The 24,082-nt window shown below is 65.1% G+C and carries 20 protein-coding genes; 12 read left to right on the plus strand and 8 right to left on the minus strand.

Annotated features, from left to right (window positions below):
- Positions 1-28: 28 nt before the first annotated feature.
- Positions 29-1,213, minus strand: coding sequence for an NAD(P)/FAD-dependent oxidoreductase (locus tag QOJ24_RS16410; RefSeq protein WP_526263022.1), 1,185 nt, complete (start codon positions 1,211-1,213; stop codon positions 29-31).
- Between the two features lie 153 nt (positions 1,214-1,366).
- On the opposite strand from QOJ24_RS16410, the gene QOJ24_RS16415 reads away from it, so the two are divergent.
- Positions 1,367-2,107, plus strand: coding sequence for a TetR/AcrR family transcriptional regulator (locus QOJ24_RS16415; RefSeq protein ID WP_526263024.1), 741 nt, complete (start codon positions 1,367-1,369; stop codon positions 2,105-2,107).
- A 6-nt stretch (positions 2,108-2,113) separates the two neighbouring features.
- On the opposite strand, the gene QOJ24_RS16420 is transcribed toward QOJ24_RS16415, so the two are convergent.
- Positions 2,114-2,761: an adenylate/guanylate cyclase domain-containing protein gene (locus tag QOJ24_RS16420; protein WP_526263026.1), complete on the minus strand. Its 648-nt coding sequence runs from the start codon at positions 2,759-2,761 to the stop codon at positions 2,114-2,116.
- 277 nt (positions 2,762-3,038) lie between these two features.
- Between QOJ24_RS16420 and QOJ24_RS16425 the strand changes: the two genes are divergently transcribed.
- The 5 genes from QOJ24_RS16425 to QOJ24_RS16445 all read left to right on the plus strand — a co-directional run bounded on the left by QOJ24_RS16425 (position 3,039) and on the right by QOJ24_RS16445 (position 10,187).
- On the plus strand, positions 3,039-4,625 hold the full coding sequence (locus QOJ24_RS16425) for an HD domain-containing phosphohydrolase (RefSeq protein ID WP_526263028.1): 1,587 nt from the start codon (positions 3,039-3,041) through the stop codon (positions 4,623-4,625).
- A 130-nt stretch (positions 4,626-4,755) separates the two neighbouring features.
- On the plus strand, positions 4,756-6,492 hold the full coding sequence (locus QOJ24_RS16430) for an ATP-binding cassette domain-containing protein (protein ID WP_526263030.1): 1,737 nt from the start codon (positions 4,756-4,758) through the stop codon (positions 6,490-6,492).
- A 140-nt stretch (positions 6,493-6,632) separates the two neighbouring features.
- Positions 6,633-8,165 (plus strand): flavin-containing monooxygenase, encoded by a 1,533-nt coding sequence (locus QOJ24_RS16435; protein WP_526263032.1) that lies wholly within the window; start codon positions 6,633-6,635, stop codon positions 8,163-8,165.
- A gap of 121 nt (positions 8,166-8,286) precedes the next feature.
- Complete coding sequence (nrdF, locus tag QOJ24_RS16440) at positions 8,287-9,258, plus strand: class 1b ribonucleoside-diphosphate reductase subunit beta (RefSeq protein WP_526263034.1); 972 nt, start codon at positions 8,287-8,289, stop codon at positions 9,256-9,258.
- Positions 9,259-9,290: 32 nt separating this feature from the next.
- A complete protein-coding gene (locus QOJ24_RS16445; protein WP_526263036.1) occupies positions 9,291-10,187 on the plus strand; it encodes an LLM class flavin-dependent oxidoreductase in 897 nt (298 codons plus the stop codon).
- Positions 10,188-10,198: 11 nt separating this feature from the next.
- Here the strand turns inward: QOJ24_RS16445 and QOJ24_RS16450 are convergent, their stop codons facing one another.
- Positions 10,199-11,812, minus strand: coding sequence for an amino acid permease (locus QOJ24_RS16450; protein WP_526263038.1), 1,614 nt, complete (start codon positions 11,810-11,812; stop codon positions 10,199-10,201).
- Positions 11,813-11,992: 180 nt separating this feature from the next.
- On the minus strand, positions 11,993-14,596 hold the full coding sequence (locus tag QOJ24_RS16455) for an MMPL family transporter (protein ID WP_526263077.1): 2,604 nt from the start codon (positions 14,594-14,596) through the stop codon (positions 11,993-11,995).
- A gap of 265 nt (positions 14,597-14,861) precedes the next feature.
- Here QOJ24_RS16455 and QOJ24_RS16460 point away from each other — a divergent pair, with 265 nt between their 5' ends.
- Positions 14,862-15,182 (plus strand): DUF3349 domain-containing protein, encoded by a 321-nt coding sequence (locus QOJ24_RS16460; protein WP_526263040.1) that lies wholly within the window; start codon positions 14,862-14,864, stop codon positions 15,180-15,182.
- Positions 15,183-15,188: 6 nt separating this feature from the next.
- Here the strand turns inward: QOJ24_RS16460 and QOJ24_RS16465 are convergent, their stop codons facing one another.
- The 3 genes from QOJ24_RS16465 to QOJ24_RS16475 form a co-directional block, all read right to left on the minus strand.
- On the minus strand, positions 15,189-16,238 hold the full coding sequence (locus tag QOJ24_RS16465; protein ID WP_526263042.1) for an NAD(P)-dependent alcohol dehydrogenase: 1,050 nt from the start codon (positions 16,236-16,238) through the stop codon (positions 15,189-15,191).
- 130 nt (positions 16,239-16,368) lie between these two features.
- Positions 16,369-16,644, minus strand: a complete 276-nt coding sequence (locus QOJ24_RS16470; protein WP_526263044.1) for a YciI family protein — start codon at positions 16,642-16,644, stop codon at positions 16,369-16,371.
- Positions 16,645-16,654: 10 nt separating this feature from the next.
- On the minus strand, positions 16,655-17,731 hold the full coding sequence (locus QOJ24_RS16475) for an iron-siderophore ABC transporter substrate-binding protein (protein ID WP_526263079.1): 1,077 nt from the start codon (positions 17,729-17,731) through the stop codon (positions 16,655-16,657).
- Between the two features lie 217 nt (positions 17,732-17,948).
- Here QOJ24_RS16475 and ctaD point away from each other — a divergent pair, with 217 nt between their 5' ends.
- Together ctaD and serB are read left to right on the plus strand one after the other, a co-directional pair.
- Positions 17,949-19,694 (plus strand): aa3-type cytochrome oxidase subunit I, encoded by a 1,746-nt coding sequence (gene ctaD, locus QOJ24_RS16480; RefSeq protein WP_526263081.1) that lies wholly within the window; start codon positions 17,949-17,951, stop codon positions 19,692-19,694.
- The gene (gene serB, locus QOJ24_RS16485; RefSeq protein WP_526263045.1) at positions 19,694-20,989 is read left to right on the plus strand and encodes a phosphoserine phosphatase SerB; all 1,296 of its coding nucleotides are present in this window, start codon (positions 19,694-19,696) and stop codon (positions 20,987-20,989) included. The genes ctaD and serB overlap by 1 nt, the downstream gene beginning before the upstream one ends.
- Here the strand turns inward: serB and yczR are convergent.
- Positions 20,986-22,434, minus strand: coding sequence for a MocR-like transcription factor YczR (yczR, locus tag QOJ24_RS16490; protein ID WP_526263047.1), 1,449 nt, complete (start codon positions 22,432-22,434; stop codon positions 20,986-20,988). The genes serB and yczR overlap by 4 nt on opposite strands.
- 63 nt (positions 22,435-22,497) lie before the next feature.
- On the opposite strand from yczR, the gene QOJ24_RS16495 reads away from it, so the two are divergent.
- Genes QOJ24_RS16495 through QOJ24_RS16505 form a run of 3 tightly spaced genes read left to right on the plus strand, consistent with a single transcriptional unit; the run spans position 22,498 to position 24,029 of the window.
- Entirely contained in the window at positions 22,498-22,650 is a 153-nt protein-coding gene (locus QOJ24_RS16495; RefSeq protein WP_526263049.1) for a hypothetical protein, read from the plus strand.
- Entirely contained in the window at positions 22,643-23,389 is a 747-nt protein-coding gene (gene yczE / locus QOJ24_RS16500) for a membrane protein YczE (RefSeq protein WP_526263051.1), read from the plus strand. The genes QOJ24_RS16495 and yczE overlap by 8 nt, the downstream gene beginning before the upstream one ends.
- The gene (locus tag QOJ24_RS16505; protein ID WP_526263053.1) at positions 23,355-24,029 is read left to right on the plus strand and encodes a nucleoside/nucleotide kinase family protein; all 675 of its coding nucleotides are present in this window, start codon (positions 23,355-23,357) and stop codon (positions 24,027-24,029) included. Before yczE ends, QOJ24_RS16505 begins: the two co-directional genes overlap by 35 nt.
- Positions 24,030-24,082 lie beyond the last annotated feature (53 nt).

Raw genomic sequence — 24,082 nt, forward strand, 5'->3', positions numbered from 1 at the left:
AGGTACCCAGCGGCTCGACGCCGGCGACCTACTTGTACTTGTGTTGCGGGCCTTGTTCCTTCTTGTACAGCGACTTGAGCATCCGGTCCCGGAAGAACGCGTTGTCGATGAGCTTGATGCCGGTGTTCGCAACAGCCGGAATCCCAGCCAGCTTGTGGAAGTAGCGCCCGCGCTTGTACTCCCGGCCCCAGGCCGCTTCCATTCGCTGCGCGTAGTTGGTGAAGTCGTCAGGTCCGCCGTTCTGCAGGGCGGCAATCGCGCACTCGCCCGCGGCCAGGCCCGACTCCAGCGCCTTCGAGATACCCGCGCCCGACGCCGGCTTTCCTGCGCCGAGCGAGTCACCCGTGAACAGCACGCCGGGCCGCCACGGCGGCCATGCGGTGAAGCCCATCGGCAACCGCCACGCTCGCACGCTCTTGTTCTTCTTCAGCTCCTCGATCGGCGGCAACTCCCAGTCAACGGGCAGCGTCCGAAGAAAATCGCCGAGGAACTGGGTCGCGTTGATCGACTGCCAGTTCTTGTAGCTGTTCACGTAGCCGAGCCCGATGTTGAACACGCCGTTGCCCATTGGGAACACCCAGCCGTAGCCGGGAAGCTGATCGCCCTGGAACGCCAGCTTGAGATAGATGTCCAACGAATCGGTGTCGGGACGGTTGGCGTGCATCTCCGAGCGGATCGCGATCGCCGAGTAGCCGTTGTACTCCGAGTCGATCTTCAGGGCCCGCTTGATGGGGGAGTAGGCGCCGTCGGCGGCGATGACCGCGTCGCCGAAGACCTTCTCGCCGCCCTTCAGCGTCACACCGATGACGCGGCCGTTGGCGTCCAGCTCGGGCCCGGTCACCTCTGCGGACTGTCGCACCTCCGCGCCTGCCGATTCAGCATGTTTGAGCAGCACCGTGTCCAGGTGGGTGCGGCTGACGGTGTGACCGTGATCGGGCATGCCGGGCCGCTTCGGGAACGACAGCTCCCACTGGCTCGGGCTGAACACCGTCACCCGGTTGACCCGGTGAAAAGTCGCCACCTCGTCGGCCAGACCCATCTTCTGCAGGTAGCTGACCGCGCGGGCGGTCAGCCCGTCGCCGCACGGTTTGTCGCGCGGAAAGTCGGCCTTGTCCAGGACGACAACCTTGGCGCCGGTCTGTGCGGCCTGCCACGCCGCAGCCGAGCCCGACGGGCCGCCGCCTGCGATGACCAGGTCGTATCGCTGAGTCATAACTCTCGTCTCATTGTCTTGACTGTCGCAGAGATAGTACCCAAGTCGGTGCAGGTCATCCTCCTGGCCAAAGCACCCCGTTGGACCCGGCGATGGCGTGTTGCGGAACGGTCTGAGCAGGTCAGAGACCTCCGGGCGGGTACAGTGATCGGAATGCGCGGAAGGTCGAGGTCACGCTCTGGTCATGAACCGGGCGTCAAGGTCGACGCCCGCAGTGAACGCTGGCGTGAACATCGCAAGAAGGTGCGGGCCGAAATAGTCGACGCCGCCTTCCGGGCCATCGATCGTCTCGGGCCGGAGTTGTCGCTGCGGGAGATCGCCGAAGAGGCGGGCACGGCCAAGCCCAAGATCTATCGGCACTTCACCGACAAGTCCGACCTGTTCGGGGCGATCGGCGAACGGATGAGGGACGAGTTGTGGGCCGCGATCATCCCGTCGGTCAACGTGGAAAAGGATTCCACCCGCGAAATCGTCGGTCAAGGCGTCGAGCACTACGTCGACTTGGTCGATCAACATCCCAATGTCGTGAGATTCCTCCTGCAAGGCCGGTTCGCCGATCAATCTGCGGCTGCGATGACGACGGTGAACAAGGGCCGCGACATCACGCTCGCAATCGCCGCAATGGTCAGCAGCGAGCTGGAGGACATGGAGCTCGACCCGGCCGCGTTCGAACTGGCGGCGTTTGCGATCTTCGGCACGGCGGCCTCGGCGACGGACTGGTGGTTGGGTGCCAACGACGAAAGCCCACGCCGGATGGCCGCCGATCGATTCGTGGCGCACCTGACGACGATCATGGTGGGCGCCATCTACGGCACAGGTGAGCTTCTCGGCATCAAGATCGATGCCGACCAGCCGATCCACACCGCGGTGCGCATGCAACAACCCGTCGCCTGAGCTGCCTCATGTTCCGAGCACGAAGGTGTCGACGGGTTGTTCGTGCCCCCGCAGTGTCAAAGTGCGCCGCGGCGTGTTCGCCATCAGCTCATCGGCGACTCCGGCTGCGACGAGCAACTCTCCACCGGCTGCGTGTTGTTGCATCCGCGCGGTGATGTTGACCGGATCACCGAGGGCGGTGAAGTCCACGACGGGGCCGCCAACGTTGCCGACGTATGCGACGCCTGCATTGACCGCCACGCCCAACTCGAGCCAGGGTTCCTCGGCCCTGCCGTAGCCGACTGCGGTGAGCAAGTCCATTCCTGCCTGGACGGCGCGGCGCCGGTACTGGGGACCGCTGATGCCCCGGACGAAGAAAGCCATGACCTCGTCGCCAATGAGTTTGTCGATGACTGCGTCATGCAACAGAAGAGTCTGTGTCGCAGCGGTGTAGAACCGGTTGAGCATTGAGGCGAAGTCCGTCGCAGCGCTGCCCATGCTCAGCGCGGTTGAGCCACGGACGTCGGCGAACAAGACCGCAACGTCGACTTCAGCGCCGCCTGTGGGCAGTACGTCGCAACAGCGACTGCATAGATTGGGGTTCTTGCGCGAGGGTGTGAAGCCGGCAGCGGCGAGCACACGCCCGGCGGGGCCGCCGAACGGGTTGCTACACATTTTGCATCGTGGCGCAGACGGCAGATACCGAAACAGCCGTCGTGCCCTCACCAACGGGGCATGACCATGTGTTAGCACCTTCTGCCACGGGTTATCCGGGTTCGCCGAAGCGGTCTGAGGTGCGATGTTGATGATAGCCATGCGGAAAGGATGACCCGGCAGCCGTTCCGGCGCGTGAGGCATCGGCCTCAAAGTCATCGCTGCTCAACAGGAGGATGACCGGAAGCGACGCGTCGGTTCGTGCCGAATTCGTCGTGATCAGTTGCAGAATGAGGTCGTGCATCCCACCCGGACGCCGCACGAGCCTGGCAAGGGCCTGCGCAGAGCCGAGTTGCTGGCTGCGATATCGCTGGCGATCGATCTCGGTCTGGGTCAGCCAATGGAACACATGCTGCGGTCGTCATTGATCGCGACCCGCATCGCCGAGCGGATGGGACTCGACGCGCAACAGAGGGCGACGGTGTACTACGCCAATCTGGTCGGTTGGATCGGTTGTCATGCCGACTCCCATGAGCTTTCAGCGCTCTTCGGCGACGACATCGCCTTCCGGGCCGACACCTACGGCGTGGACATGGCCGGTCTGCCTTTTCTGCGGTTGATGCTCAATCACGTGGGACGTGGAATGCCGACGTGGGAACGGGGTGTCCGATCGGCCGCCTTCCTGCTCACCGCTCGCAATCAAGTCGCCGAGCTGATCAACTCGCATTGTTCCTCGGCAGGAGTGCTCTCCGACAGAATGGGTCTGGACCCGCAGGTCAGTGAGGCGCTCTCGTACATATTCGAGCGTTGGGACGGCAGAGGTATGCCCAACGGCGTTCGTGGGGAAGATATCCCGCTCGAAATCCGGATCGTCCGGCTGGCCGATGTCGTTGAGGTTCACCTGCGTACGGGGGGCCTCGAACGGGCGGTCGACGTCGTGCGCTCACGGCGTGGCACCCAGTTCAGCCCGGAGGTGGCGGATGCCTTCGAGCAGAATCTCACCGACATCGTCGACGGATTGCTCGAAATCGACGTCTGGACCGCCACGTTGGAACAGGCGCCGGATCGGGGCCGCACGCTGATCGGCGACGAGATCGATGAATTGCTCAGGGCGATGGCTGATTTCGTTGATCTCAAGTGTCCTAGTTCGCCGGGCTATTCCCGTGGAGTCGCCGACCTGGCCGCGGCTGCCGCCCGAATCCGACGGATGCCCGAGGCTGACATAGTCCGGCTTTACCGGGCAGGTCTGGTGCACGGCCTGGGCAAACTCGGTGTGTCGAACCACATCTGGGAGAAGACGGCGACCCTCACGACCGCTGAAACCGAGCGGATGCGGATGTACCCGTATCTGACCGGGCGGATACTGAGCCGGGTCGAGGGGTTGGAGTCGGTGGTGTCCCTCGCGACCAAGCACGAGGAGCGGATCGACGGATCGGGATTCCCCAGAGGCCTTGCCGGTGCGGAGTTGACCGCCCAGGACCGAGTGCTCGCCGCGGCAGTGGCCTACCAGCAGCTCAGCGAAACACGTTGCGGCCGCGCCGCTCTGGACCCCGGTGATGCCGCAAGCGAACTGCGCCGGGAAGCGCGCGCCGGACACCATGATGGCGAGTCTGTGGAGGCTGTGTTGGCGGCTGCCGGTCATCGGTCTGTGAAGCGGGCACCATTTTCTGCGGGCCTCACCGCCCGGGAGGTCGAGGTCTTGCGTCTGGTCGCGCAGGGCAGGTCGAATCGTGAGATTGCCGACGAGCTGTTCATTGCGCAGAAGACGGCGCGCAACCACGTCGAGCGGGTCTACGCCAAGCTGGGGGTCAACAACCGCACGCAGGCGACGCTAGCCGCAATCGACCGCGGTCTGGCGGGATCCTCGATCGACGTCACGACGTGAAGGCCCTTTCGATCAACTGCTGAGGCCCGAGGAACGACTCTTTTGAGGCAGACGCCTCATGCGACTGGGGAGCGGCGCGTCGATGATCGGGTCCGACAGAGCAGTTCAGCGATCACGGAGGCCACCGATCATGACCGAAACGGCAATCAAGCCACCAACCACAGAGCGGTTGAAGACACCCCATCAGACCGCGCCAGAAGCGCAGCGCGGCGGGCGAATCGACGCGATCAACGTGAGCCGGCATGCCGGCACGCGACAACTACTGCAAGACCTGTCGCTGACGGTCAAGCCGGGCGAGTTGGTCGCCATCGCGGGCGGGAGTGGCGCAGGAAAGACCACCTTGTTGGAGACGCTCGCAGGACTTCAACCGCCGTCTGCCGGGCAGGTTTGGCATGACGGCGTCATTCGCGGTGCCAGGCCGAGCATGGATGCCCGTATCGGTTACGTGCCGCAGGACGACATCATCCACCTGGAGATGCCTCTTCGCCGCACTCTGCGCTACGCGGCCCGGTTGAGGATGCCCGCAGGTACTTCGGCGGCCGAGGCGGACCGGGTGGTCGAGGAAACCATGCGAGACCTCGACCTGGCGGATCGGGCTGACGTGCCGATCCGAGCGCTTTCGGGTGGGCAGCGCAAACGGGCCAGCATCGCGGTGGAGCTACTGACTCGGCCGAGTCTGTTTTTCCTCGACGAACCCACCTCCGGGCTCGACCCGTCGACGGCGGCCGACGTGATGCGGCTGCTGCGTACGCTCAGCAGGCGAGGAGTCACCGTCGTCCTCACGACTCACGAGCCCGCGGGTATCGACAAATGTGATCGGGTGATATTCCTGGCCCGCGACGGCCACCTGGCTTTCAGCGGCAGTCCCACTGATGCTCGGAGCTACTTCGGAGTCCGGGATCTCGCAGAGGTATACGAACGGCTCGCGCAGCACGACACCCCGGAACTCTGGGCAGAGCGCTTCGCGCAGAGCGTCGGCACGACCGAACCCCAACGCGGCGAGGACTTATCGCCCATTCCTGCCCGTCGTTCGCCGGCTAGGCACACGGGCGCAGTCCGGCAATGGTGGCTTCTGACGCGGCGCAATGTCGACGTCCTCTTTCGCAACCGGCTGACTCTCGCGATCCTGCTTGGCTCACCGGTGCTCGTCACGGTGATGATGGCGACGCTCTTCAAGCGTGGTGCATTCGACCCCGGCAATGCAGCCGATGTCGGGCCGGCCCAGATCGTATTCTGGATCGCGTTCGACGGCTTCTTCTTCGGCCTGACGTACGGCCTTCTGCAAATCGTCGGCGAGATGCCGGTGTTCAGACGCGAACGGTTGGCAGGGCTCAGCGTCGGGGCCTACGTCGCATCCAAAATCACGGCCCTGCTTCCGGTACTGGCGGGAGTGAGCGCGGTGCTCCTTGGTGTGCTGCGGTTGCTCGGACGCCTTCCCGCTATGAGCTGGCACGTCTACGTACTGCTGTTCGTGACGATTGTGATCGAGGCGACGTCGGCGCTTGCGCTGGGACTGCTGGCGTCGGCCGCGGTCTCCAACGCGGCGCAGGCTGCCCTGGCGCTGCCGATGCTGTGCTTCCCGCAGGTTCTGTTCGGTGGCGCCATCGTCCCGGTCGACGACATGGCAGCTCCTGGGCGTTGGATGAGCTTTGGCTTGGCCAACCGCCACGCTTTCGAGGCTCTCGGCCGAGACCTCGGCCTCGACCGGTTCACCACCACGCTGCCTGCGATGTCCGCCTACCGCGACACCTTCAGCGGGGGCACGACAGGCAGCCTCATCGCACTCGGAGGGTTTGCCGCGGCCCTGACGGTGGCGACCGTGTGGGTGCTGCGCCGCAGGTCCACCCCGGGCGCATCCTGGCGGTGACGACGTAGCGAGGTCTTGCCCGCGAGATGACCAACATGTCGTCTCGCGGGCATAGGCATAAGAACGCACCGGCAGGTGGGACGGTGCGCGGTACCCTGGTCGGCGATTACCCGGTACCGCTGATCCCAGGAAGGTCCATCATGACCGTTGCCGAACAGGCGCCGGAGGGTACGAGTCAAAAGGCCGTCCGCACCCGCGCACTCATCATCGGAACCGGCTTCTCCGGACTCGGCATGGCCATCGCACTGCAGAAGCAGGGTGTCGACTTCCTGATCCTGGAGAAGGCAGGCGATGTCGGCGGCACATGGCGGGACAATTCCTATCCAGGATGCGCGTGTGACGTCCCGTCGCATCTGTACTCCTTTTCCTTCGAGCCGAAGGCGACGTGGAGCAAGCTGTTCTCGCCGCAGCCCGAGATTTGGGATTACCTCAAGGGCGTGACCGAGAAGTACGGACTACGCCGCCACATCAGGTTCGACTCGCTTGTCGACCGCGCGCACTGGGACGACTCCGAGTACCGCTGGCATGTGTTCACCACAGACGGGCAGGAGTACGTCACCCAGTTTTTGATCTCCGGAGCGGGCGCGCTGCACATCCCGCTGATCCCGGACATCGAGGGTAAGGACGAATTTCGCGGCGCCTCTTTCCATTCCGCGGAATGGGACCACGGGGTCGACCTCACCGGCAAGCGGGTGGCGGTCATCGGAACTGGCGCAAGCGCCATTCAGATCGTGCCGTCAATCGTCAACGAAGTCGGCGAACTACAGCTCTACCAGCGCACGCCGCCGTGGGTTGTGCCGCGGCCCAACAAGCCGTTCCCTGACGGCGTCAAGAACGCGTTCGCCCACGTTCCCGGTCTGCGTCTCGCGGTGCGCAGCGGCATCTACTGGTTCCTCGAGGGACTCGGATTCGCCATGACGCGTCGGCCCGCGCTGCTGCGTGGTGTGGAACTCGTCGGCAAGCTCAACATCAGGCGCTCGGTGAAGGACAAGGAACTACGGCGCAGGCTGACGCCGACCTACACGGCTGGATGTAAGCGAATCCTGTACTCGCCCAACTACTATCAGGGCGTTGCGAATGCAAAGTGCCGGCTCATCACTGACCGGATCACCCGCATCACCCCCGACGCGATCGTCACCGACGACGGCGTCGAGCACAAGGTGGACGTCATCGCCTTCGCCACCGGATTCCACGTCACGGACTCTTATACCTACGTCGACATCAAGGGCGCGGGTGGGGAGGACCTGGTCGACCGGTGGAACCGCGAAGGCGTGGCGGCGCACCGCGGCGTCGCCGTCGCTGACATGCCCAACCTGTTCTTCTTGCTTGGCCCCAACACCGGGCTGGGGCACACGTCCGTCGTCTTCATGATCGAGGCTCAGGTCCGCTACGTGGCCCAGGCGATCGCCGAAGTGGACCGCTACGACGCGCAGGCACTCGCCCCGACGCGCAGCGCGCAGGACCGGGACAACGCCGAACTGCAGGCCGAGCTCGGCCACACCGTATGGAACACCGGCGGTTGCCGTAGCTGGTATATGGACGAGCACGGCGTCAACCGGGCGCTGTGGAGCGGCATGACCTGGGAGTACTGGCGCGACATGCGCAAGCTCAAGCCGTCCGAGTACCAGTTCTTCGGGGTCGGCCGGCAAGCGGCGGTTGCTTCGCGGGGATAGCCCGCGACACGCCAACACACGATGTTGTGTTGCCGATGGTTGTCCCACCCCAGGGGTAGTGTCTGTGTCGGGCTATAGAACCGCTATAGGCATACAAAGATCGTGGTGAAGTGGGGTTCCAGTGGGCGACATCAAACTTATCGACCGCGTCTCGGCGATCAACTGGAACCGCGTTCAGGATGAGAAGGACGCCGAGGTGTGGGATCGGCTGACCGGCAATTTCTGGTTGCCGGAGAAGGTCCCGGTGTCCAACGACATCCCGTCGTGGGGGACGCTGACCGCCCACGAGAAGGAAATGACGATGCGGGTGTTCACCGGCCTGACGCTGCTGGACACCATTCAGGGCACGGTCGGCGCCGTCAGCCTGATCCCCGATGCGCTGACCCCACATGAGGAAGCCGTCTACACCAACATCGCCTTCATGGAGTCGGTGCACGCCCGCAGCTACAGCAACATCTTCTCCACACTGTGCTCGACGGCCGACATCGACGACGCTTTCCGCTGGTCGGAGGAGAACCCGAACCTTCAGCGCAAGGCCGAGATCGTCATGCAGTACTACAAAGGAGACGAGCCGCTGAAGCGCAAGGTCGCCTCCACGCTGTTGGAGAGCTTCCTGTTCTACTCCGGCTTCTATCTGCCGATGTACTGGTCGAGCCGGGCCAAGTTGACCAACACCGCCGACATGATCCGGCTGATCATCCGCGACGAGGCCGTGCACGGCTACTACATCGGCTACAAGTACCAACGCGGGCTGGCCATGCAGGACGCCGCCACGCAGCAGGAGCTCAAGGACTACACCTACGAGCTGCTGTTCGAGCTGTACGACAACGAAGTTGAGTACACCCAGGATCTTTACGACGAGGTCGGGCTCACCGAGGACGTCAAGAAGTTCCTGCGCTACAACGCGAACAAGGCGTTGATGAACCTCGGCTACGAGGCGTTGTTCCCGCGCGACGAAACGGACGTTAACCCGGCGATCCTGTCGGCACTCTCACCCAACGCCGACGAGAACCACGACTTCTTCTCCGGGTCAGGGTCGAGCTACGTGATCGGCAAGGCGATCAACACCGAAGACGAGGACTGGGACTTTTAGAACCGCTTCGCGTCGCTGAGAAACCGACGCCGATGACCCCCGAAACGTCGAATGTCAGTGTGGGCTGCGTATTTCGACCGCAGTGCGCTCCCGAACGTCTAGCCGACGCCGCGAAGGCGGCCGACGCGGCCGGGCTTGACGAGTTGTGGCTGTGGGAGGACTGCTTTCTCGCAGGCGGTATCTCTGCAGCCGCCATCGCGCTTGCCAACAGCCAACGGTTGACGATCGGCGTCGGCGTCCTTCCCGTGCCGATGCGCAACGTCGCGGTGACCGCGATGGAGATCGCCACCCTGGCCCGCGCGTACCCCGGCCGCATCCGGATCGGCGTCGGTCACGGCGTGCAGGACTGGATGGCACAGATCGGCGAGAAAGTCGCCTCGCCGATGACGCTGCTTCGCGAGTACGTCACGGCGCTGACAGCCTTGCTGCGCGGCGAACGCGTCACCGTCGACGGTCGATATGTGAAGCTCACCGACGTGGGTCTCGACTGGCCGCCCGACTCGACGATCGAAGTTCTGATCGGAGCCGAGAGGCCGCGGACGCTGGCCCTCAGTGGAGAACTCGCCTCGGGAACAGTGATCACTGGAGGTACCACTCCCGACGGCCTGCGCGACGCACTGCGGCACATTTCCGCGGGCTGCGCCAACGACCTTGCGATCGAACGACATTCGACCGTCGTGTACATCGTCTGCGCCACCGAACCCGATGCGGCACGCAAGGCGCGCGACGAACTCGTCTCCTGGGAGTACAACCCCTCCCAAGATCTCGCCGCCTACGGCACCCCAGAGGAGATCGCGGCGGCAGCGAACCGGTGGATCGACGCAGGAGCCGACACGATCGTGTTTCAGCCAGCCGCCGACGCCGATATCGAAGCGTTCGTCGGCGTCATCGGACAGGTGCAGCCGCTGATCGCACCGCGAAGCGACTGAACGACGCGGGCCTAGGCCTGGGGAGCGCTCGGCGCTTCCTCGGCCCGCTCGTGTGCCTCTTCCAGCACCGTGCGACCGATAGCTGTGAATTCCTCGGGCTTGGCCGACCGCAGCCACAGCGCGTACACGATGCCGACGACGAATATCGCCAAGATCAGGTACGGACCGACTTTGAAGACGTCCGAGTTCGCCGCGTAGCCCGCAGCGAAGGCACGGTTGTCCCACAGCAGCCAGACGACGTAGAACATGGCGAGCCCGCCGATCAACGGACAGATCAGCGTGGTGATCACGTTGCCGTTGTGCGTCTTCTTGCGCCAGAAGTACCAGATCACCGCTATCGAACAGATCGCCTGCACCAACAGGATCGCCGCGGTGCCGATCAGCGCCAGCAGGCCGTAGATGTTGACGAAGGGCACGAGCGTCGGGGTGTCGACGGGCGTGCCGTTGGCGTCTGGCACCTGTACCGCGGTGAAGAACGTGAACAGCAGCACCAGCACGAGCGTGATGATGCTCTGCACCGCCGACGCGATATAGGGCGAGCCGTGCGTCGGATGCGCCGCACCGATGGTCTTCCGCACTGCGGTAGAGGGGATTTCGCGACCGAGCGCGAAGATGTAGCGAGAGGCGGCGTTGTGGAACGCCATCGCGCAGGCGAAGGATCCGATGACGAGCAGGGTCTTGTAGATGTCCAGCAGCACCCCGCCGAGGTTGGCGTCCACCAGCTTGAACAGCAGGTCGGGCGGATTCGCGCTGATCGAGGACTCGACGGATGCCTTCCTGCCGTTACCCGCGATCACCATCGCCGAGATGAACGTGTAGAACAGGCCCAAGCTGATCACCGCGATGAGCGTGGCCCGAGGGACGATCTTCTTCGGGTTGCGCGACTCCTCGCCGTAGACCGCGGTGGTCTCGAAGCCGACCCACGACCAGAACGCGAAGAACAGGCCGATCGCCGCGGAACCGGCCGCTGCGGCGGTGCCGAACGCACTTCCGGGCAGGCTCTCGAACGCGTTCTGCGGCAGCACCGTCTCGTTGAGCAGGAAGCCGTCGGGCCCGCCGCCCTTGGCGATCACCGAGAATGCGAGGGCCAACAGGACGAGCACCTCGCACGTCAGCGTCACGCTGAGGATCGCCGCCGTAAGGCTGATGTGAAAGTGGCACAGCGCCGCGATGACCAGGATCCCGCCGATTGCGAACCACAACCATGGGATGTTCACTCCCACAATGGTATTCAAGGCGTCGTTGGCGAAATAGGCGAAGCCACCGATCAGCGAGCCCTCGAATACGACGTAGGCGAAGGTGGCCAGCGCGCCGCTGGCCATTCCCCACACCTGACCGAGTCCGTGGGAGATGAAGCCGTAGAAGGCGCCGGCCGTGGTGATGTACCTGGCCATCGCGACGTACCCGATCGCGAACAGCGTCAGGATGATCGTGGCGAAGAGAAAGCCTGCGGGTGCGCCGAGACCGTTGCCGAAACCCACCGCTATCGGGGTGTTGCTCGTCATCGCCGTGATCGGCGCGGCGTTGGCGACGGCCATGAAGAGGACGGCGACGATGCCGATCGCGCCCTTCTTCAGACCGGCAGGCGCCGGAGCATCCTTCATCTCTGCGGATTCAGTCGTCATCGCGGCTCTCCCGTTCGGATCGCAGTGCACGGGAGCCGCGACGTTGCAGTTCCCGCAGTGAGCGTGGCACTACCCGGGCTGTCTGACAACTCGAACGGGAAACTTTTCTCCAGACTGCGGGCAGATCGAGATGTTGAGGTGCGGGGCGATCTGTGCGCAGTTTCGGCGATGGGTTGTCTGCTAATCCTTCACGGGCTGGTCTTCGGCCTCTGCCTCGTCGGCTTCCCCGTCCAGGTCCTCGGCAGACTCGTCGACGTTCTCAACGGGTTCATCGACGACGTCGGAGGGCTCATCCGCGGCGGTGGGGGGTTCGTCGTCTCCGGCGCCGTCGCGTTCGGCGTCCTCGATATCGCCGATCGTCAGTTCCCCCTCGAGCGAGGCCTCCTCGGACGCCGCCTCGCCGTCACCTGGCGGGCGTTCGGCCAACGCCACCCCGGTGGCTGCCCCGGCGGGAGCGAGTGCGGCCGCGGCCGGGCGCGACGGATCATGCACCGGCTTCTGCCACGCGGGCACACCCAAAACCGTTCCAAAGGCCAGCGATTCGTCCAGCTGCTCGGGCACCTTCTCCGACGGTTTGCGCTCGTCTTTGAGGGTGATCTCGCCGAGACCGATGCGCTCCTGCACCCGCTTCATCCACTGCGGCGCCCACCAGCAGTCGTTGCCCAGCAGCTTCATCACCGCGGGCACCAGGAACATGCGCACAACGGTCGCGTCCAGCAACAGGGCAGTGATCAGGCCGATCGCCAGGTACTGCATCATCACCAAATCGGAAAAGGCGAACGCCCCGCCCACCACGACGAGTACCAGTGCCGCCGCGCTGATGAGACGGCCGGTACTGGCCGTGCCGGTGCGAATGGCCTCCTCTGTGGTCATGCCGCGCGCGCGGGCCTCCACCATTCGGGACACCAGGAAGACCTCGTAATCCGTTGAAAGCCCGAAGATCACCGCGATGATCAGCCCGATGACCGGAGCCGTCAAAGGCGTCGGTGTGAAGTTGAGCAAGCCCGATAGATGGCCGTCGATGAAGATCCACGTCAGCACACCCAGCGTCGAGCACAGCGTCAGCGCATTCATCAGTGCGGCCTTGATCGGCAACACCAGGGACCCGAACGCCAGGAACATCAGGATCGTCGTCATGGATACCGCGATGAGAATCATCTGCGGCAGCTTCTCCGAAATCGTTGCGACACTGTCCTGTTCAAGTGCGGGCGTGCCCCCCACCATCAGGTTCAGATCGTGTGGTATCGGAATCGCCCTCAGCGCATCGACCTTCGTCTTGGCGTCCAGTCGGTTCTCCAACCCGTTCTGAATGACCCGCACGGACGGATCTTTGGAGGCCCCGTCGAGGAACGGTCGTTCCCTCCACATGTTGGCCGGATCGTTGTTCGGTTCCGCGAATCCCGGGATGCCAAGCGCCTCACTGCGGACCTGGGCGACCTCGGCGTCGGTGACCGGCCTGCCGTCGGTGCTCTGCATCACCAGCGTGATCGGTTCGACGCGGAATCCGGGGAAGGTGCGGTCGAACTCCTCCTGGGCCTGGCGCACCGAGTTCGTCGGCGGCAAATACTTCTCGCTGATGCCGCCGAGGGCCAGATTGCCCAGCGGAAGAATCAACACGATCAGCCCGATGATGATCGGAACCGCGAACAGCAGCGGTCGTTTCATCACGCGGTCGGCCAGCTTGCCCCAGAACCCGTTCTCGACCTCTGCGCTGGTTTTCGTCTTCTCCAGCTTGGCGCCCAGCCAGGTGATGATCCGGTTGCTGAACCGCCAGTCGCGCAGGAACGGCACCTTGAGCAAAGTGGTCACGCTGAGCGCGTCGACCTTGGGGCCCAGCATCCCGAGGATGGCGGGCAGCACCGTGATCGACAGCAGGGCGGCCAACGTGACCGAGGCGATCATGGCGTAGGTGAGAGATTTGAGGAAGCCCTGCGGGAAGAGCAACAGCCCGCCGACGGACGCCGAAATGAGCACCGACGAGAACGCGATGGTGCGCCCGGCCGTCACCACGGTGCGGCGCACGGCGGTTTCGGTGTCGTAGCCCTCGGCGATCTCCTCACGGAACCGGCTGACCACGAACAATCCATAGTCGATCGCGATGCCGAGACCGATCAGCGTGACCACCGGCTGCGCGAAGTAGTGCACCGGCACCGACAGCGCCGTCAAGCGCATGATGCCGAGCGCGCCTGCGATGGTCAGCCCGCCGATGATGCCGGGCAGAAACGCGGCGACCACGCCGCCGAACACAAAGAACAGCAAGACCACCACCAACGGCATGGCGAGCACCTCTGCCCGCTGCTGGTCTGTTGCGATGGTCCCGGTCAGTTCGTTGGCCAACGGCAACAGTCCGGCCAACTGCACGTCGACACCCGGATCCGACAGATCCGCCTGAACCGCTTTGAAGTTCTTCAGGATGAGGTCGTCGTTGTCACCCTTGAGCTGGATGGACATGAACGCGCGCTGCCGCGACGGGTCGGCCATGTTCTTCAGCAGGTCGGGGGTTTTGAAATAGCCGATGGACCGGATGATCTGATCCGGGTGGTCCTTTTCTACCTGTGCGAGGTTGTCCAGAACCTTTTTGCGGAATGCCGGATCGTCGACGGACTTGCCGTCCGGGGCGGTGTAGATCGCCACCACGTGGCCGGAGGTGTCCCTGCCGTAGTGCTCGTCGCCGAGGCGTGACGCCTGTGCCGACTCGCTGTTGTCGTCGAAGAAGCCACTCTGGGTCACATGCTCGCCCAGGCTGCTGCCGTAGATGCCACTACCGAGACACAGCGCCACCATCACAGCGACCACGGCAATTCGGTAGCGGTATACCGTTCGACCCCACCAGGCGAAAACGATTAGCCCCTAACTCGTATGGCTCCGTGGCCGGCGCATCAACCCGAGCACTCAGCTCGCCAGGGTGAGATTACAAGCAGTGCACCGGTAGGCGACCGTCGATCCGATGTGGAACCAGCAAATCGTGGAGTGAACGGTCGGTGAATGCGTCCGAAACTGTACAGACTGATGGTGGCGTCGGCGCCCCTCAGGCAGGAAACTTCACGTAATGACCACCACGTCGATGTTCGCGTCGATCCTGCGATGGCTGCGGGCCGGTTATCCCGAGGGCGTACCCGGCCCCGACCGGGTACCGCTGCTTGCGCTGCTGCGCGCCACACCTTTGACCGAAGATCAGGTCAAGGAAGTGGTGCGGAAGCTGACCGACGCGGGCGCCGGGGCGTCGGCCGACGGCGAGATCACCCGCGACGAGATCGCCGAGTTCATCTCCGATGTCACCCAGCACGACGCCGGCCCGGAGAACGTCGCGCGGGTGGCGGCCAAACTCGCGGCCGCCGGCTGGCCGCTCGCGGGCATGCACGACGGGTAGCTCGCGCTAACGCAGCGACGCGGTATCGATGACGAAGCGGTAGCGCACGTCGCTTGCCACCGTCCGCTCGTAGGCCTCGTTGATGTATGTCGGCTGGATGACCTCGATCTCGGGAGCGACGTCGTGCTCGGCGCAGAAGTCCAGCATCTCCTGGGTCTCTGCGATACCGCCGATCAACGAACCGGCGATGCTGCGGCGACCGAGGATCAGTGCGCCCGCTGGGACCGCCATCGGATTCTCGGGCATGCCGAGTTCCACCAGGGTGCCGTCGAGCGTGAGCAGGCCGAGGTAGTCGGCCATATCGAGGTTCGCCGAGACGGTGTTGAGGATCAGGTCGAACGTGCCCGACAGCTTCTTGAAGGTGTCGGGGTCGCTGGTCGCGTAGTACTCGGTGGCGCCGAGCCGAAGCCCGTCCTCCATCTTCTTGAGCGTCTGGCTGAGCACAGTGACCTCGGCGCCGAGCGCAACCGCCAGTTTCACGGCGAGGTGGCCGAGACCGCCGAGGCCGATGACCGCGACTTTGGTGCCCTCGCCTGCGCCCCAGTGCCGAAGCGGTGAGTAGGTGGTGATGCCCGCGCACAAAAGCGGTGCGGCGGCCTGCAGCGAGATCGCGTCGGGAATGCGCAGCACGTAGTTCTCGTCGACGACGATCGAGCCGCTGTAGCCACCCTGCGTCGGCTGCCCGTCGCGCCCTACGCCGTTGTACGTGCCGACCATCCCCGGGTTGTCGCAGTACTGCTCTTCACCCGCGAGGCAAAACTCGCATTCCCGGCAGGAGTCGACGAAACAGCCGACGCCGACGCGGTCGCCGACCTTGTACCTGGTGACGTCCGAGCCGACCTCGCTGACGATCCCGGCGATCTCGTGGCCAGGGACCATGGGGTACACCACCTGACCCCACTCGCCGCGAACGGTGTGGATGTCGGAGTGACAGATGCCCGCGAAGTGAATGTCGATCGCCACGTCGCCCGGTCCGACGTCGCGGCGGGTGATCGTGGTCGGAGCCAACGGCTCGGTGGCAGATGTCGCGGCGTAGGCGGACACGGCGGTTGTCATGTAATCCCTCTTCAATGCATGCGAGAACACGCTCGGCGATGATCAGCTGAGAAGGCCGCGACAGTGCGGCTATTACCGTGTAACCCGTTGGGGCGCGGCCGTAATCCCCGGCGTTGCTGTGAGGTATCTCCTAGAGCCCTGCGGCTCGGAAGGCGCCGTTGAACGTGGTTCGCTCGTAGTTCGCGACGCCTGCGCGCGTGTAGGGATCGCGCGCGACGAGGTCCTGTGCGTCTTCGGTGCTGATGTCGCCGGTGACGAGTACTCCTCCGGAGCCGTCCTCCTGCCTGCCCGCGAGCAGGAGGCGGCCTGCCGCGATCTCCTCGTTCAGGAATTCGAGATGTGCTGGGCGGGTCTTCTCGACGACGTCGGGCGGTTGCGTGTACGTCGATTTCAGGACGTGGATCACGACGACGACGTTAGTTGATCGGCGCGTTGACCAAGCGCAGATCGGACAGCATCCCGCGGGCGGCGACGATGCCCTCGCCGGTCTGCCACACCTCGTTGTTGACGACGAAGACGCGGTTGTCCTTGTTGGCGGACAACTTCTTCCAGGCGTCGCTGCCCATCACTTCGCCTGCACGGTCCTTGGCCGTCGGTGAGGCGAATGAGACGTACACGATGTCGCCGTCGGCGATCGACAAGTCGGGGGAGTTACCGAGATCCTCGTCGGTGATGCCGACCTCGTCGTACGGCTTATCCGTGAAACGTTGCGCCGCAGGGCGATCCACGCCGACATCTGCCAGCACACTGCCGGGGAAACTATCCGGTCCGAAGACCCGCATCGTGGTGTCGGTGAGCTGAACGACCGATGCCTGAAAGTGCGTGGCGTCGTTGTCCGCACCCTCCTTGTCGGCGGCCGCGTTGAACTCGTCGACCAACCCATTCGCGGCGCCGGCCCGCCATGTCGCAGCGCCGACTGTCCGGAGGTTGTCCTCCCACGCGGCACCCGGCGCACCCGTGAACACCGTCGGGGCAATGGCCGACAGCTGCGAATGCAGATCCGGAGTCAGCGCGTCAGACCCCAGGATCAGATCGGGCTGCGCAGCGCGGATCGCCGCAAGATCCGGCGAGCTTCGGGTGCCCACCGGAGGCAGATCGTGCACGACGGCGCCGAGGTAGGACGGCTGATTCTCAGAGCCACCGGGCAACGCGGCGGCGGCGATGCGGGACTGCAGGCCCAGCGCACACAAGGCGTCCAGCTGGTCGCCGGAGAGCACGACGATCTTCTGCGGTTCCGCCCGCACCACCGTGCTGCCCGCGGCGTGGCGGACCTCCCGGTCACCCTCGCCCGGATCGACCGGTGCCGGGCTGGGTGCGCACGACTCGTCTGGCCTGCGCTGATTTCCCAGGACACCGGCTCCCGCGATCCGCGTGGTGCTGGTGACGACCGACGGCTCATCGGCAGGGGAGGCCTGGCCGCCGCCCGATTGGCCGCAGCCGCCGAGCGCGGTCACCACGACGGCGGTCAGCACGGCCGCCGCGGCTGCGATCAGACGTGGCGCCCGAGCCGCTCGGCGGTTGAGATCAAAGCGCGGGCGGCGGCGGATCAGCACGTCGCCGACGGTAACAGCTAATCGGGTTCGTCCCAGTTCAAGACGTCACCAAATCAATTACGACCGTTTGTAGGACCCATGCCGACATCGGCAGCTTCGCGAGATAGGATTTGGTAGAACATCGCGGGCTTGCTCGCAGAGACGTTTGGAGGACGTGTTGGTTGCCGAAGCGCCCCCGGTCGGAGAACTCGAGGTCCGTCGTCCCTTCCCGGCGCGGCTCGGCCCCAAGGGCAGCCTGATCTACAAGCTGATCACCACCACCGATCACAAGCTGATCGGCATCATGTACTGCGTCGCTTGCTTCGTCTTCTTCTTCATCGGCGGGCTGATGGCGCTGTTCATGCGCACCGAGCTCGCCCTGCCCGGCCTGCAGTTCCTGTCCAACGAGCAGTACAACCAGCTGTTCACCATGCACGGCACGGTGATGTTGCTGTTCTACGCGACGCCGATCGTGTTCGGGTTCGCCAACCTTGTGCTTCCGCTTCAAATCGGCGCGCCCGACGTGGCGTTTCCGCGGCTGAACGCCTTCTCCTTCTGGCTGTTCCTTTTCGGCGCGACGATCGCGATCGCCGGCTTCATCACCCCGGGCGGCGCCGCCGACTTCGGCTGGACCGCCTACACGCCGTTGACCGACGCCATCCATTCCCCGGGAGCCGGTGGCGACCTGTGGATCATGGGCCTGGCCGTCGGTGGTCTCGGCACCATCCTCGGCGGCGTCAACATGATCACCACGGTGGTCTGCATGCGCGCTCCGGGCATGACCATGTTCCGGATGCCGATCTTCACGTGGAACATCCTGGTGACGTCCATCCTGGTGCTTCTGGCTTTCCCGCTGCTGACCGCGGCGCTGTTCGGGCTGGCGGCCGACCGCCACCTGGGCGCGCACGTCTACGACCCCGCCAACGGCGGTGTGCTGCTGTGGCAGCACCTGTTCTGGTTCTTCGGCCACCCCGAGGTGTACATCATCGCGTTGCCGTTCTTCGGGATCGTCACCGAGATCTTCCCGGTGTTCTCCCGCAAGCCGATTTTCGGCTACACGACGCTGATCTACGCAACGCTGTCCATCGCGGCGCTCTCGGTCGCGGTATGGGCGCACCACATGTACGCCACCGGCGCGGTGCTGCTGCCGTTCTTCAGCTTCATGACGTTTTTGATCGCGGTGCCCACCGGTATCAAGTTCTTCAACTGGATAGGCACAATGTGGAAAGGCCAGTTGACGTTCGAGACGCCGATGTTGTTCTCGGTGGGCTTCCTGGTCACCTTCCTGCTCGGCGGCCTGTCCGGCGTGCTGCTGGCCAGCCCGCCGATCGACTTTCACGTCACCGACAGCTATTTCGTCGTGGCGCACTTCCACTACGTGCTGTTCGGCACGATCGTGTTCGCGACCTACGCGGGCATCTACTTCTGGTTCCCGAAGATGACGGGGCGGCTGCTCGACGAGCGTCTGGGCAAGCTGCACTTCTGGTTGACGTTCATCGGCTTCCACACCACGTTCCTGGTGCAGCACTGGGTCGGCGACGAGGGCATGCCCCGCCGGTACGCCGACTACCTGAGCACCGACGGGTTCACCACGCTGAACGTCATCTCGACGATCGGCGCATTCATTCTCGGCATCTCGACGATTCCGTTCGCGTGGAACGTATTCAAGAGCTGGCGCTACGGCGAGCCCGTCACCGTCGACGACCCCTGGGGTTACGGCAACTCGCTGGAGTGGGCCACCAGCTGCCCTCCGCCGCGGCACAACTTCACCGAGCTGCCCCGGATCCGTTCGGAGCGGCCGGCGTTCGAGCTGCACTACCCACACATGGTGGATCGAATGCGCGCCGAGGCGCACATCGGGCGTAGCCACGGACCGGAGGACGGGGACGTCACCCGTCTAGAAGGCGAGAACGTCCGAACCTGATGTCAGCGCCGGGGGGCCAGCAAGGCGTGAACAGTCGCAAGGTGGCTCCACCTGTCCGGTCGTCGCGCGAGCGCTCATCGCTGCTGATCACCGTTACCGGAGTCGATCAACCTGGCGTGACTTCCGCGCTGTTCGAAGTGCTTTCGCGGCACAAGGTGGAACTGCTCAATGTCGAACAGGTCGTCATCCGCGGGCGTCTGACGCTGGGTGTGCTGGTGTCGGGCACGGCCGAAGCGCTTGGCGGTCCCGAGTTGCGGAACGAAGTCGAGAACGCCATCCACGGGGTCGGACTCGACGTGACGATCGAGCGCAGCGACGAGATGCCGGTGATGCGCCAGCCCTCCACGCACACCATCGTCGTGCTTGGCAGGCCAATCACCGCCGAAGCGTTCGGGGTGGTGGCCCGTGAAGTGGCCGCGCTCGGCGTCAACATCGATTTCATCCGCGGGGTGTCCGACTACCCGGTAACGGGATTGGAGCTGCGGGTCTCAGTGCCGCCGGGCGGCGTCTACACCCAACTGCAGACCGCGATGGCCCGGGTCGCAGGCGACGAAGGCGTCGACATCGCGCTGGAGGACTACAGCCTGGCCCGACGGGGCAAGCGGCTCATCGTATTCGACGTCGACTCCACACTGATCCAGGGTGAGGTCATCGAGATGCTGGCCGAGAAGGTCGGTGCGCACGCGGCCGTTGCCGAGATCACCGAGGCCGCCATGCGCGGCGAACTGGACTTCGCCGAGTCACTGAACCGCCGCGTCGCGACGCTCGCGGGCCTTCCGGCCGAAGTGCTGGAGGAGGTCGGCGAGCAGATCGAGCTGACGCCGGGGGCGCGCACCACGATCAGGACGTTGCGGCGCTTGGGGTTTCACTGCGGGATCGTCTCCGGCGGTTTCCGTCAGGTCATCGAACCGCTGGCCCACGAGCTCGAGATGGACTTCGTGGCCGCCAATCAGCTCGAGATCGTCGGCGGCAAGCTGACTGGTCGAGTCATCGGACAGATCATCGACCGGCCGGGAAAAGCCAAGGCACTCAGGGATTTCGCGCAGCAGGCGGGCGTCCCCATGGATCAGACGGTCGCCGTCGGCGACGGCGCCAACGACATCGACATGCTGGCCGCGGCAGGTCTTGGGGTGGCATTCAACGCCAAACCCGCCCTGCGCGAGGTGGCCGACGCATCGCTGAGCAATCCCTACCTGGACACCGTGCTGTTCATTCTCGGGATCACCCGCGGCGAAATCGAGGCCGCCGACTCCATCGACGGCACGTTCCGCAGGGTCGAGATCCCCGACGACTAGACGACGACCGCGGTCGGCTCCGGTGCGGTGGAACCGGTGACACTGTGCCACGCGCGCGCCAGCAGCTCGACGGCCGCCGACAGCTCGTCCTCGGGCAGCGCATAGGGCACCCGCACGAAGCGTTCGAGCGTTCCGTCGACGCCGAATCGCGGCCCGGCAGGCAGTTCCAGCCCCATCCTGGACGCGGCCGCCGACAGCGCCGTGCTCATCGGCGCAGGCAACCGGACCCATAGCGACATGCCGCCGTAACCGCCGCCGGGTTCCCAGTCGGGCAGATGCTGATCGAGCAGTGACAGCAGGAGCGCCCGACGAGCCCGCAGAATTTCGCGTCGCTCGGGCAGGAGGTCGTCGCGCTGCGCCAGAAGCCTTGCGGCGGCGAACTGTTCGAGGACGGGGGTGCCCATGTCGATCGAGGGACGCAGCGCGGCGATGGTGGCGACGGTGGAGCGCTCGGCGCGGACCCAGCCCACCCGCAGGCCGCCCCAGAACGATTTCGACATCGAGCCGACGGTCAGCACAAGGTCGCGTCGCGTCGTCATCGCGGCGGCCATCGGCTCCGGCACCGCTTCGTCGAGCCACATGTCCAGGATCGTTTCGTCAATCAGGGTGCGCGTTCTGGTCTCGGCGATGATGCCCGCCAACCGCTTTCGGTCCCGTGCAGGCATCGTCAGGCCGGTGGGATTCTGGTTGTCCGGGATCAGATACGCCAGGCTCGGCGACAACTGCTGCACCGCCGCCGCAATTGCATCCAGCTCCCAGCCGGCCTCGGTCATCGCCACGGGAACCGGCCGCGCCCCTGCGGTGGCGATGGACGTCAGCGCGCCGTGATAGGTGGGCTGTTCCACCAGGACGCGGTCGCCGGGCTGCACATACGTGGTCAGCACGAGGTTGATGGCATGCAGCGCACCGGTGGTCACCAGGACCTGGTCGGGATCGGTGGGAAGGCCTCGCTCGCAATATCTTTCGGCAATGGCTTCCCGTAGCACATCGACGCCGACGAGTTCGTGGCCCACTTTGTGCAGATATGGGGTGACGTCATGGACGGCGTCGACGAACGCCTCGCTCACCGCGGCGGCCGGGGCGGACAGCGCTGCGGCGGCCAGGCTGATCGTTGGGCTGGCGATCTGCGGGCGTGCGGCGGCGGCCGGTGCGACCGGGAGCGCCGTGGTGCTGCGTGCGCCGCGGCGGGCGTTGAGGTAGCCGTCCTCACGGAGCTGCGCGTACGCCGCGGTCACGGTCGTGCGGGAAACCCGGAGCGCATCGGCCATCGCGCGTTCGCTCGGTAGCCGCGCGCCGACGGGAATGCGCCCGTCGACGATCAGCAGCCGGATGGCGTCGGCCAGCCCGTAGTAGGCCGGTCCGCTGCGACTGGATGTACGCCAGTTGCCGAGTTCGCGGGCCAGAAGGTCCACATCGAGCGCTCTGGCGTGCATTTCTACTGTCATCGTGAAGCCAGTATGCGTCAACTGGCTATGGAATAACAAGCCAGTTGGCCGCATTATTTGGACATGAGCATGAACTGGACATCAAAACTGGCCCGCCCGTTAGGCAGGATCTTCCGGCCGGCGCAACGCATCCCGGCCGAATTTCTCGACCGCGACGCCGAACGGGTGCGCAACGAGATCGACCTGATACGGATCCGTTTCCCCCACCATGCGTAGCGCGGCGGTCCGCGGCAGCGCACTGCTGCTCGGGCTGATCGGCTACGGCTTCTCGATGGCGATGATGGTGCGCGCCGAACTCGGACTCGACCCGTGGGACGTGTTCCATCAGGGGCTGGCGTTGCGGACACCGATGTCGATCGGTGTCGCGTCGGCCGTCGTCGGCGTCGCGGTCCTACTAGCGTGGATCCCGCTCCGCAACCGCCCGGGCGTCGGCACCGTGGCCAACGTCATCGTCATCGCCGTGACCGTGGATGCCGGCATGGCCATATTGCATGTGCCGACGTCGCTTCCGGCTCGCATCGCGATGATGGTCGGCGCGATCGTGCTCAACGCGATCAGCACCGTGCTCTACATCGGCGCCGGCCTCGGCCCAGGCCCGCGCGACGGGTTGATGACCGGGCTGGTCGTCCGCACCGGTCTTTCGGTGCGGCTGGTCCGCACCTCGATCGAGGCCACGGTGTTGACCGTCGGGTGGCTGCTCGGCGGTACCGTCGGCGTCGGCACCGTCTTGTACGCATTCGGGATCGGACCACTCGTCCAGTTCTTCGTCCGGATCACCCCGAAAAGCGTTCTGGCACACAGCGGCTGGGCCTCTGCCGCAGCCGCGAGCGAATTGGGTGTGAAGTCCAGAGCAGGCCTGCGCACGAACGCCCGCCCCGATCGGCCACCCGAGCGCCGAGCCGGCGCGGCGGATGTCGAAGATGTACAGGGTGGCTGCCCAATCGGACATTCTTGACCGACTGGCCGACGAGGCCATCGGTCTAGCTGAAGACCGGCGTGCCGTCCTCGGCATTGCCGGCAGCCCGGGCGCGGGCAAGTCCATGTTGGTCGAGCAACTACTCGCCCGCATCGGCGAGCGCAAGGGTCGCGGTTGGGTTGCGCACGTCCCAATGGACGGCTTCCACCTCGCCGACGAGCAACTCCGCCGCATCGGCGCTCTGCGCCGCAAGGGCGCACCCGACACGTTCGATCCAGTCGGCTACGCGCATCTGCTGAAGCGGGCCGCGGTGGAAACCGATGCGCCGGTCTACGCACCGGGATTCGACCGCACACTCGAGCAACCGCTGGCCGCAGCACTGGTGGTGCTGCCGACCGCGCGGCTGGTGATCACCGAGGGCAACTACCTGCTGCTGGAGCACCCGGCGTGGCTGCAGGCACGCCGCGCCATGGATCGGGTGTGGTTCGTCGACAGCGAGGAGGCCCTGCGGGTCGAGCGGCTGGTGGCCCGCCATGTCGAGTTCGGCAAGAGCCGCGATGCCGCGCAGGCCTGGGTCGCCGACACCGACCAACCCAACGCCGATCTGGTGTCGCCGACGGCGGACGCCGCCGACCTGGTGATCATGAACAGCACAGACGGCTGGCACATTTCGCCGTGACGCCCGCGATTTGGGCGTGATTCGTCGCGCGAGGCGCAACCGAACACGCCGAA

Source organism: Mycobacterium sp., assembly GCF_032159775.1.
Lineage (GTDB): Bacteria > Actinomycetota > Actinomycetes > Mycobacteriales > Mycobacteriaceae > Mycobacterium.

Bases quoted from the DNA above. Each gene is read 5' to 3' on its own strand.
- QOJ24_RS16460 (WP_526263040.1), top strand. From the start codon at position 14,862: ATGACCACCACGTCGATGTTCGCGTCGATCCTGCGATGGCTGCGGGCC.
- yczR (WP_526263047.1), bottom strand. From the start codon at position 22,434: ATGACAGTAGAAATGCACGCCAGAGCGCTCGATGTGGACCTTCTGGCC.
- QOJ24_RS16465 (WP_526263042.1), bottom strand. From the start codon at position 16,238: ATGACAACCGCCGTGTCCGCCTACGCCGCGACATCTGCCACCGAGCCG.
- QOJ24_RS16495 (WP_526263049.1), top strand. From the start codon at position 22,498: ATGAGCATGAACTGGACATCAAAACTGGCCCGCCCGTTAGGCAGGATC.
- QOJ24_RS16450 (WP_526263038.1), bottom strand. From the start codon at position 11,812: ATGACGACTGAATCCGCAGAGATGAAGGATGCTCCGGCGCCTGCCGGT.
- QOJ24_RS16505 (WP_526263053.1), top strand. From the start codon at position 23,355: ATGTACAGGGTGGCTGCCCAATCGGACATTCTTGACCGACTGGCCGAC.
- QOJ24_RS16445 (WP_526263036.1), top strand. From the start codon at position 9,291: ATGACCCCCGAAACGTCGAATGTCAGTGTGGGCTGCGTATTTCGACCG.
- serB (WP_526263045.1), top strand. From the start codon at position 19,694: ATGTCAGCGCCGGGGGGCCAGCAAGGCGTGAACAGTCGCAAGGTGGCT.
- QOJ24_RS16420 (WP_526263026.1), bottom strand. From the start codon at position 2,761: ATGTGTAGCAACCCGTTCGGCGGCCCCGCCGGGCGTGTGCTCGCCGCT.
- QOJ24_RS16455 (WP_526263077.1), bottom strand. From the start codon at position 14,596: ATGGTGGCGCTGTGTCTCGGTAGTGGCATCTACGGCAGCAGCCTGGGC.
- QOJ24_RS16410 (WP_526263022.1), bottom strand. From the start codon at position 1,213: ATGACTCAGCGATACGACCTGGTCATCGCAGGCGGCGGCCCGTCGGGC.
- QOJ24_RS16415 (WP_526263024.1), top strand. From the start codon at position 1,367: ATGCGCGGAAGGTCGAGGTCACGCTCTGGTCATGAACCGGGCGTCAAG.
- QOJ24_RS16430 (WP_526263030.1), top strand. From the start codon at position 4,756: ATGACCGAAACGGCAATCAAGCCACCAACCACAGAGCGGTTGAAGACA.
- yczE (WP_526263051.1), top strand. From the start codon at position 22,643: ATGCGTAGCGCGGCGGTCCGCGGCAGCGCACTGCTGCTCGGGCTGATC.
- QOJ24_RS16435 (WP_526263032.1), top strand. From the start codon at position 6,633: ATGACCGTTGCCGAACAGGCGCCGGAGGGTACGAGTCAAAAGGCCGTC.